Genomic DNA, 5,133 nt, shown 5'->3' with positions numbered 1-5,133 from the left:
GGTCCCGTATCGAGTCCGGTACCGAGGGCCCCGGCACGACACCGTGCCGGGGCCCTCGCGCGTCCGGGTGGCCTGTGCGGCGGACGCCGGCGCGGCAGACCACGGAGTGTGACGGTCGGCGCCTCCCGCGTGGTCGCGGGGGCCGGGGTACCGTGGTGCGCTGCGGTCGTCCACCCGGAACGTCGACCGAGCACGTCCACCCGACCACGCACCCACCGCGGAAAGGCCCAGCCACGTGACCATCGCCGTGACCGGCTCCATCGCCACCGACCACCTCATGCGGTTCCCCGGCCGCTTCGCCGAGCAGCTGCTCGCCGACCAGCTCGCCCACATCTCGCTGAGTTTCCTCGTCGACGACCTCGTCGTCCGTCGCGGCGGAGTCGGCGGCAACATCGCCTTCGCGATGGGCGTTCTCGGTGGCTCACCCGTCCTCGTCGGCGCCGTCGGCGCGGACTTCGCGGACTACCGCGCGTGGCTCGAGGAGCACGGCGTGAACTGCGAGGCGGTGCACGTGTCGAGCACCGCGCACACCGCCCGCTTCGTCTGCACCACCGACGTCGACATGGCGCAGATCGCGTCGTTCTATCCGGGAGCGATGTCGGAGGCACGCGACATCACGCTCGCCGACATCGTCACGGCGCACGGCGTGGACCTCGTTCTCGTCGGAGCGAACGATCCGGACGCGATGATCCGGCACACCGACGAGTGCCGTCGCCTGGGCATTCCGTTCGTCGCCGACCCGTCGCAGCAACTCGCCCGCCTCGACGGGCGTCAGGCCGAAGCGCTCATCGACGGGGCCGCCTACCTGTTCACCAACGAGTACGAGTGGGGTCTGCTGCAGCAGAAGACCGGTCTGACCGACGACGAGATCGCCGCGAAGGTGGGCCTGCGCATCACCACCCTCGGCGCGAACGGCGCCCGGATCGTCGACGCCGACGGCAACTGGACCCAGGTCGGTGTCGTGCCCGAACGCGCGAAGGTCGACCCGACCGGGGTGGGCGACGCCTTCCGCGCGGGCTTCCTGCTGGGGCACCGCGCCGGTCTGAGCGTCGAACGAGCAGGACAGCTCGGGTCGCTCGTCGCCGTGCACGTCCTCGAGACCACCGGAACCCAGGAATGGGACTTCGACCGTGACGACGCGCTCAAGCGTCTCACCGACGCGTACGGTGCGGTCGCGGCGGAGGAGATCGCCGCCGTCCTCTGACACCACCCGACGACCACACCGATCCCCGGGGACGTCGTCCCCGGGGATCGGTGCATGCGGGATCGTCCGTCAGAGTTCCACGGGGTACGTCGGTTCCTGGATCTGCGGGGTGATGCGCTGCTCGACGAAGATGCCGTGCCAGATCATGAAGCACAGAACAGTCCACAGGCGGCGACTGTGGTCGATGGGGCCGGCGCGGTGCTCGACGAGCATCCGGGTGACGGCGGCCTTGTCGAGCAGGTGATCGGTGCCCGACTCGGTGATCACCTCGTGTGCCCAGTCGTACAGTTCGGTGCCGGCAAGCCAGTGCCGGAGCGGGACGGGGAAACCCAGCTTCGCGCGGTGCAGCACGTGCGGCGGCACGATGCCCTCGAGCGCCTGACGCAGCGCGTACTTGGTGGTTGCCGGCACGCCCTTGCGTCCCGACGTGATCTTCTGGTCCAGCGGCACCTGCGACGCCACCCGGAACACCTCGGTGTCCAGGAAGGGGACGCGCAACTCCAGGGAGTTGGCCATCGTCATCTTGTCGGCCTTGACGAGGATGTCGCCGCGCAGCCAGGTGAACAGGTCCAGGTGCTGCATCCGTGCCACCGGGTCCCAGCCCGCGGACTGCGCGTAGATCGGGGCCGTCACGTCCTGATGCGTCCACTCGGGCCGGAAGTCGCGCAGCACCGCGCGCAGCTGCGCGTCGTTGAAACTGCGCGCGTTGCCGTAGTAGCGCTCCTCGAGGGTCATCGAGCCACGGTGGAGCAGGCTTTTCCCGCGTGTTCCCTCGGGGATACGGTCGGAGATCTTCCCCGCGGCGCGGCGCAGCGGCGCCGGTAGGTACTCGAACGGCTTCAACGACAGCGGCTCCCGGTAGATCGTGTAGCCACCGAACAACTCGTCGGCACCCTCGCCGGAGAGCACGACCTTGACGTGCTTGCGGGCTTCGCGCGCGATGAACCACAGCGGAACGAGAGCGGGGTCGGCGACCGGGTCGTCGAGGTACCACACGATCTCCGGGATGGCGGCGGCGAACTCGGTGGGGGAGACGACCCGCACGATGTGCCTGGCTCCGATCGCCGCGGCGGACTCCGCGGCGACGTCGACCTCGGAGTAGCCTGCGCGTTCGAACCCGGCGGTGAACGTGATCAGGTCCGGGTTGTGTTGCTTGGCGAGCGCGGCGATCGCCGTCGAATCGATGCCGCCGGACAGGAACGAACCGACGGTCACGTCGGCGCGCATGTGCTTGGCGACCGAGTCCTCGAGTGCCTCCGCGATCTCGCGGTAGCGGTCCTGTTCCCGGCCTGCCGCGAACGGACGAACCGGGAACGTGGGTCGGAAGTAGCGGGTGATCTCCGGTTCCTTGCCCGGCCGCAACCGTGCGTGGCAGCCAGATTCGAGCCGCCGGATCTGCCGGTGCAACGTCTCCGGCTCGGGCACGTACTGCAGCACCGTGTAGTGCTCGACGGCGCGCGGATCGAGATCGGTGTCGATGCCGATGACGTCGGCGAGTTCGAGCAGGCTCTTCTTCTCGCTGCCGAACGCGGTTCCCGCGGAACCGGTGGCCATGAACAGCGGCTTGATCCCGAACGGGTCGCGCGCGACGAACAGTTCCCGCTCGACCGTGTCCCAGATCGCGAACGCGAACATGCCGCGGAGGCGCCGTACCGCATCGGCACCCCAGTGGTGGAATGCGGCGACGATCGTCTCGCTGTCGCCCTCGGTCGTGAACTCTGCGCCGTGCTGCTCGGCCAGTTCGGCACGCAACTCGAGATAGTTGTAGATCTCGCCGTTGAAGGTGAGCGCGTACCGGCCCGGTTGCTCGGGCGGGCCCCAGCGCAGCGGCTGATGCGAATGCGCGATGTCGATGATCGACAGTCGGTTGAACCCGAACACCAGGTCGTCGTCGTGCCATGTGCCGTGTTCGTCCGGGCCGCGGTGGCGCAGGCAGTGCATGGCGTCGGCCACCCGGGCGACCGCGTCGTCGCTCGTGCCGTCATTGGTCAGAAACCCGAGCAGTCCGCACACGGAGTTCGCTACCTCGATTCCCATTCGTCAGGTGCGCCGGTCCCGGTCGCGCGCCGCGTGGGGACACCCGGGAACTACGCGGTGGGATCCGACGTTGGTCACCATGAAGTATGCCGCAGGTGCACGACCGCGGCGTCCCGAGGCACCGCGGTCGACACGCGGTGAGCGGTCCCACGCGAAATGCGCCGTCACAGTGTCGGTGTGCGGCCGATTTCGCGTTCTCGGCATGTTCTTCGCCCCCGAGCGTGGATAGCGGCCGGCTTTGGTCTACGCTGCGTAGTAATTGGGCCGGCCCTCCGGGTGTGCCCTAGTGGAATTGCGGCGATCAGGAAGGCGTGAACGTGGCGCAAGGTCGGATCCTTCGGCGGTTCGGGCTCGCAGCATCACTCGGCATTGCAGCCTTGGTGCTGTCCGGGTGCTCGAGCGAAGAAATCCTTCGTTTCGGCTGGCCGGAGGGTGTGACTCCGCAGGCCGAGCGTATGCGTGAACTGTGGACGTGGTCGGTAGTCGCCGCCCTCGTCATGGGCATTCTGGTGTGGGGTCTGACCTTCTGGGTGGTGCTGTTCCACCGCAAGAAGAAGAACTCCCCGGAGTTCCCGCGGCAGACGGCCTACAATGTGCCGCTCGAACTGCTGTACACGGCCGCGCCGTTCGTGGCGGTCTGTGTTCTCTTCTACTTCACGGTCGTGGTGCAGAGCTACGTGCTCGAGAAGGAAGACAACCCGAATGTCGTCGTCGACGTCACCGGGTTCCAGTGGAACTGGAAGTTCGGCTACCGGACCGTCGATCTCGGTGACGGCACGCAGCGCTACGACGGCACCGATGTGCTCGCGCAGGAAGCCGTCGCGCAGGAGCCGTTCGATCCGGAGCACGCCGGTGACCACGCGCAGCCCGGCCCGATCCACGGTCAGCCCACCGAGGATCTGTCCTACCTGCACTACAACAAGATCGAGACCCTCGGCACGAGCGAGGAGATCCCGGTTCTGGTGCTGCCGACCGGCAAGCGCATCGAGTTCCACCTCGCGTCGTCGGACGTCATCCATGCGTTCTGGGTTCCGGAGTTCCTCTTCAAGCGTGACGTGAACCCGAACCCCATCAACAACAACTCCGATCCGGTGTTCCAGATCAGCGAGATCGAGCGTGAGGGCGCCTTCGTCGGTCGTTGCGCCGAGATGTGCGGCACCTACCACGCGATGATGAACTTCGAGGTCCGTGCCGTGAAGCCGGAGGACTTCGCCAAGTACATCGAGCTCCGGAAGCCGGTCTCGGAGGGCGGTGAGGGCCTGACCAACGCGCAGGCGCTCGAAGCGATCGGCCAGGATCCCCTCGCGATCACCACGTTTCCGTTCGACAGCGACCGTACGACCCGCGCCGCGAGCGGCGAGTGACGGCCCGGACACCTCTCACCGACAAGGACAAGTGCTGAAATGAATATCGAAGCCAAAATCTTCGAAGTCGTGACGGTGTTCTTCGTGCTCGTGGCCATCGTGTACGGCACCTTCACGGGGCTGTCGGACAAGGGTATCGAGTGGGCCGGACTCACCGCGGTCGTCCTGTCCGCAGGATTGACGCTGATCGTGGGAACCTACTTCCGGTTCGTCGCGCGTCGTCTCGACACGCGGCCCGAGGACTTCGAGGACGCCGAGGTCAGTGACGGTGCCGGTGATCTCGGCTTCTTCAGTGCCGGCAGCTACTGGCCGATCCTGCTGGCCGGTGCGGCCGCGTTCGCCGCGATCGCGCTCGCGTTCTTCCACGTCTGGATGATCGTCCTGGCGGTCGCTCTGATCCTCGCCGCCACCGCGGGGCTGGTCTTCGAGTACCACCTCGGACCGGAGAAGCACTGACGGTTCTCCGAGTTCGTCGAATCGGGCGCCGCACACCGGGAGTGTGCGGCGCCCGCTTTTCGTCGGTCGGTG

Annotated in this window: 4 protein-coding genes; 3 read left to right on the top strand and 1 reads right to left on the bottom strand. The window is 67.4% G+C overall.

Annotated elements, in window-relative coordinates; genetic code table 11:
• The first annotated feature begins 235 nt into the window (after positions 1 to 235).
• On the top strand, positions 236 to 1,204 hold the full coding sequence (locus tag LDQ05_RS19165) for a carbohydrate kinase family protein (protein WP_226438543.1): 969 nt from the start codon (positions 236 to 238) through the stop codon (positions 1,202 to 1,204).
• A gap of 69 nt (positions 1,205 to 1,273) precedes the next feature.
• Here the strand turns inward: LDQ05_RS19165 and asnB are convergent, their stop codons facing one another.
• Positions 1,274 to 3,217: an asparagine synthase (glutamine-hydrolyzing) gene (gene asnB, locus LDQ05_RS19160; RefSeq protein WP_226438544.1), complete on the bottom strand. Its 1,944-nt coding sequence runs from the start codon at positions 3,215 to 3,217 to the stop codon at positions 1,274 to 1,276.
• Positions 3,218 to 3,552: 335 nt separating this feature from the next.
• Here asnB and ctaC point away from each other — a divergent pair, with 335 nt between their 5' ends.
• Both ctaC and LDQ05_RS19150 read left to right on the top strand, forming a co-directional pair.
• Positions 3,553 to 4,605, top strand: a complete 1,053-nt coding sequence (gene ctaC / locus LDQ05_RS19155; RefSeq protein WP_226438542.1) for an aa3-type cytochrome oxidase subunit II — start codon at positions 3,553 to 3,555, stop codon at positions 4,603 to 4,605.
• Positions 4,606 to 4,644: 39 nt separating this feature from the next.
• Positions 4,645 to 5,061 (top strand): cytochrome c oxidase subunit 4, encoded by a 417-nt coding sequence (locus tag LDQ05_RS19150; protein ID WP_226438541.1) that lies wholly within the window; start codon positions 4,645 to 4,647, stop codon positions 5,059 to 5,061.
• The last annotated feature ends 72 nt before the right edge of the window (positions 5,062 to 5,133 follow it).

Origin of the sequence: Rhodococcus yananensis (genome assembly GCF_020515525.1) — a bacterium.
Lineage (GTDB): Bacteria > Actinomycetota > Actinomycetes > Mycobacteriales > Mycobacteriaceae > Rhodococcus > Rhodococcus yananensis.
The sequence above is the reverse complement of the archived record's forward strand: the minus strand, read 5'-3'. Positions and strand labels throughout refer to the sequence as shown.

Bases quoted from the DNA above. Each gene is read 5' to 3' on its own strand.
- LDQ05_RS19150 (WP_226438541.1), top strand. From the start codon at position 4,645: ATGAATATCGAAGCCAAAATCTTCGAAGTCGTGACGGTGTTCTTCGTG.